The organism is Streptomyces sp. DvalAA-43, assembly GCF_900091725.1.
Classification (GTDB): Bacteria; Actinomycetota; Actinomycetes; order Streptomycetales; family Streptomycetaceae; genus Streptomyces; species Streptomyces pulveraceus.
The window spans coordinates 1-5,064 of the sequence record NZ_FMBW01000098.1; the positions used below are offsets into that span (position 1 = coordinate 1).

1 protein-coding gene is annotated in these 5,064 nt (G+C 69.4%); it reads right to left on the minus strand.

Annotation, left to right across the window (positions count from 1 at the left end; translation table 11 throughout):
* Positions 1–5,064 (minus strand): non-ribosomal peptide synthetase (locus tag GA0115234_RS41080; protein ID WP_141718554.1); only part of this gene is annotated, 5,064 nt, incomplete at both ends.

Genomic DNA, 5,064 nt, shown 5'->3' on the forward strand with positions numbered 1-5,064 from the left:
AAATCCGGCAACGTCACCGCCGGAACCTCACGCACCGTGTCATTCCACCCCGACAACACCAACTCCCGCTCCCGCTCCCCCAACACCTCAACCCGACCGGCCCTTTGGCGGGGATCCGTGGCCATGGCCACCAGCACGCGGTGCAGCCTGGAGCCGAACTCTTCGACCGTCCGCTGGTCGAAGAGATCGTGGGCGTAGACGATCCGGCCCAGCAGACCGGCAGGGCGCCGCTCGGCCGTGAAGCACTCCTCGAAGGTGAAGTCGAGGTCGAACTTGGCCGGCCTGCTGCTGACCGGCATACCGCTGACGCGGAGACCGGGCAGGTCGAGGGCGGCGCTCTCGTTGTTCTGCAGGACCAGCATGACCTGGAACAGGGGGTGATGGGTCAGCGATCGGGCGGGGGCCAGGCTTTCGACGAGCCGCTCGAAGGGGACGTCCTGGTGCGCGAACGCCTCCAGGCCCGCCTCTCGCACCCGGTGAAGGAGGTCGGAGAACGTGGGCGAACCGGAGAGGTCCGTCCGCAGCACCAGGGTGTTGACGAAGAAGCCCACCATGCTTTCCATGGCCGAGTCCGTACGACCGGCGACCGCCGTGCCGAGCGGGATGTCCGTACCCGCGCCGAGCCGGGACAACAGCGTGGCCAGGGCGGCCTGGAGCACCATGAACATGGTCACCCCCTCGGCACGTGCGAGCCGGGCCAGGTCCTCGTGCAGCTCGGCGGGGATGGCCAGCTCCACGACGCCACCACGATGTGTCAGAGCGGTGGGGCGAGGGCGGTCCGTGGGCAGGTCGAGCTGCTGGGGGGCGCCGTCGAGGGTCTTCTGCCAGTAGGAGAGCTGTCGTGAGACCACGCTCTCCGGGTCGTCGTCCGCTCCGAGCAGTTCACGCTGCCACATCGTGTAGTCGGTGTACTGGACCGGAAGAGGGGCCCTGTCGGGCGCGCGGCCCAGGCGACGCATCGCGTAGGCGGCCGAGAGGTCCTGTGCCAGTGGCCGCATCGACCACCCGTCGCCGGCGATGTGGTGGATCACCACCAGGAGCACGTGTTCGTCCGGCCCGACCGCGAACAGGGTGGCCCGGATCGGGATCTCGGTGCTCAGGTCGAAGGGACGCGAAGCCGTCTCTGCCAGAGCGGCGCCGAGGTCCGCCTCCGCCGTCTCGACCACAGTCAGGTCACAGTGGTACTCGCTCGGGGTGAGGACATGCTGGCGCGGCTCTCCCCCCGGGGCCGGGAACACCGTGCCCAGGACTTCGTGGCGCTCCACCACGTCCCGCAGGGCGCTTTCGAGTGCCGATCGGTCCAGAGGACCGTCGAGCCGGAGCGTCAGCGGGATGTTGTAGGACGCGTTCGTTCCCTCCAGCTCGCTCAGGAACCACATCCGGCGCTGCTCCAAGGAGAGCGGCACCACGTCCGGGCGAGCTGTGGCCACCAGTGCGGGAACCGCCTGGTCGGCCTTCGACAGCCGGGGGGCCAGAGCGGCCACGGTGGGGCTTTCGAAGATGACCCGGAGGGGCAGTTCGACTTGCAGGGTCGAGCGGACGCGGCTGACGAGCCGGGTGGCGAGGAGGGAGTGTCCGCCGAGGTCGAAGAAGTTGTCGTCGATGCCGACCTGCGGCAGGCCCAGGATGTCGGCGAACGCCTCGCACATGAGCTGCTCGTCCGGCGTGCGCGGGGCCCGGTAGGAGGCCTCCAGTGCGGTGGTGTGGTCCGGGGCGGGCAGTGCGCGCCGGTCGAGCTTGCCGTTGACCGTCAGCGGCAGCGTGTCCAGTACGAGGATCGCGGACGGGACCATGTAGTCCGGCAGCACCGCCGCCAGATCGGCCCGGATCCCGGACGTGTCCACGGTGTCCGTGGCCGCGGCCGTGCCTTCGGCGGGCACGACGTAGGCGGTCAGCCGCTTGTCGCCGGGGGTGTCCTCGCGGACGATCGCGGTGGCCTGGGCTATACCGGGCCGGTCGAGCAGCGCCGCCTCGATCTCGCCCAGCTCGATACGGAAACCACGGATCTTGACCTGGTCGTCCGTACGGCCCAGGTAATCCAGCGTCCCGTCCGCACGCCAACGCGCCAGGTCACCCGTGCGATACATCCGCTCGCCCTGGGTACCGAACGGACAGGCCACGAAACGCTCCGCCGTCAGACCCGGACGGTTCAGATAGCCCCGCGCCAGGCCGGTACCGGCGATGTACAGCTCACCGGGCACCCCCACCGGCGCCGGCCGCAGGGCGGAGTCCAGCACGTACACACGTGTGTCGTCCATCGGGCTTCCGATGGGAAGCGTGTGACCGAGGTCGGCTTCGGTGGTGACCAGGTGCTGGGTGGCGCACAGGGTGGTCTCGGTGGGGCCGTACAGATGGCGGACGGTCAGGTGCGGGAGGGCGACGAGCAGGCGCGTGACCGCTGTGGGCGGTACGACGTCGCCTCCGGTGAGAACCTCCGTCACGTCGGTGAAGACCTCGGGGTGTTCCTCGCTGATGACGCGGAACAGCCCGGCGGTGACGTGGATGTGGGTGACCCGGGTCTCGGTGATCAGGTGGTGCAGAGCGGCGCTGTCGAGCTTGACCTCAGGGGCGATGGAGACGCTGCCGCCGTGAACGAGGGGGGCCCACAGTTCGTAGGTGGATGCGTCGAATGCGTGGGGTGCGTGGAAGAGAACCCGGTCGGCGGGGCCGACGTTCCAGCGGGAGTCCCGCAGGAGGGCGGTGACGTCGGCGTGGGTGGTGACAATGCCCTTGGGGGTGCCGGTGGATCCGGACGTGTACATGATGTAGGCGGCCTGGTCCGGCAGCACCCGTGCCGGACGAACGGCTATGGCTTCCGCCGTTCCCGGCTCGGCAAACGTATCGGCGTCGATGTAGACGACCCGGGTGCCCTGTTCCTCTGCCGTACGCACGATGTCGTGCTCGCGCAGGCCAGGATCGGCCAACAGCAGGTGCGCCTGGGCGTCCGAGAGGATGGCTGCCATGCGCGAGACCGGCGAACGCAGGTCCAGCGGGACGAACGCCGCACCGGCCTTGGCCGCCGCCAGGAAGGTCGCGACGAGTTCCGTGGACCGCTGCATGCACACCGCGACCAGTGTCTCCGGCCCCACCCCGTAACCGGTCAGGGCCTCGGCCAGGCGGTCGGCGCGCGCGTTGAGCTCGGCATACGTCACCGTCTCGTGGCCCGCGCCACCGTCCGGGAGCGCGCCACGCGCGGGATCCTCGTCCATGCCGCGGGTCCGTACGAGGGCGACGGCGTCGGGGGTCCGGGCGGCCTGCGCCTCGAAGAGGTCCGGCAGGGTCGCGGGACGCATCTCGCGCGTGGTGTCGTTCCAGGTGGTCAGCAGCTGTTCGTGCTGCCGGTCGTCGAGGACGCCGATCCGGTCGAGCCGGGTGTCCGGGCGTTCCTCCAGGGCACCGACCAGGTTCTCGATGGCGGTGTGCAGCAGCCCGCAGACCGTCTCGGAGTCGACCGGCGCGGCCGCGTGAACGGTGATCCTGAAGTCTGCTCCGGTGTCGTCGACGGAGGCCGTCAATGGGTAGTTGTTGCGCTCGACCGCGTGCAGGAGGTCGATCCCCGTGATCCCGGTCTCCGGGAGCTGCCCCGGAGTTGAACCCGAACTCGGCCTGCTGTGGCGGTAGTTGAGGAGTGAAGTGAACAGCGGACTCTGCGCCGGGAGGCTGGTGACCTGCTGTGCCAGGGCCAGGGGGGCGTGCTCGTGCCGGAGCAGTTCGCCGAGCTGGGCCTGTACGGTTCCCAGGCCCTGGTCCAGGGTCTGGGTCGCGTCGATCCGGATCGGCAACGTGTTGATGTACAGGCCGGGGGTGCGATGGGCCGTCCCGCCCGCGTCCATGCGGCCCAGGAGGACGGTACCGAAGACAGGGTGGGTCTGGCCGGTCGTCGCGGCAGCCACCCGCGCCCAGGCGAGGTGGAAGAACGCCGCCGCGCTGACGCCGTGGCGGCGCGTCTGCACGCGCAGCCGTTCGGCCGTGTCCGCGGCAAGTGCCAGTACGGCCTCGCCGGTGCCGCTGCCGTCACCATGGGTGTCCACGACACCGTAAGGGGCGGTCGGCTCCTCCACATCGCCGAGGACCCGCTCGAAGTAGGCGCGGTGCTGCTCCTGCGAAACGGCCAGGCGCGAGTACGCGACGAAGTCACGGTACGGAGCAGGCTCGGCAAGCCCCGCCTCCTGGTGTTCCAGGTGAGCGCGTACCTCGTCGAGGAGGATCTCCAGCGCCTGGTGGTCACGGGTCAGGTGATGGGTCCGCAACGCCATCAGCCAACGATCCCCACCAACATCATGAGTGATCGTCACATCAAGCATCGGTGCCAGTCGGATGTCCATCGATGCCGGACAGGCCGCGAGCAGCAGGGCCGGTGTGTCGCCGTCGGTGGTGGGTGCGAGCGTCACTTCGTGAACGGGAAGAGTCGCCTGCCGCTGGACGACCTGCAAGGGCTGGGAAAGGTTCTCCCACAGCACCGCCGTGCGCAGAATGTCATGACGGTCCACCACGGACTGCAACGCGGTGATGAACTCGTCGACGCGCTGCCGGGAATCGAACCCCAGCACCGTCGGCACGATATACACATCGCGGCCCTGCTCCGCATCCAGCAGGTGGTGGAAGAAGATCCCCTCCTGCAACGGCGCCAGCGGGTAGATGTCCGCAATGTTCGCCGCGCCGCCCGGGATCGCCTCGGTGATCCGGTCGAGATCGGCTGGGGTCAGTTCGGCAAGCGTCACCATCTCCGGCGTCAGAACCGTGGCATCACGGGAAATCCGGTTCTCCGGGACCACGAACACCGGACCCGCCCCGTCAGCCGCGGCCAGACCAGCGGGCGTCGGCGTCTGGAACAACGCCCGCACCGACACGGACATGCCGCGCGAACGCAGCCGCTCCGTGAGCGTCACCGCGAGAAGGGAGTGCCCGCCGAGCTCGAAGAAGTTGTCATCGATACCCACCCGGTCCAAGCCGAGCACCTCGGCAAACGCCTCGCAGACCAGCCGCTCATCATCGGTCCGCGGGGCCCGGTAGGACACCTCCAGAGCGGTGGTGCGGTCCGGGGCCGGCAGTGCGCGCCGGTCC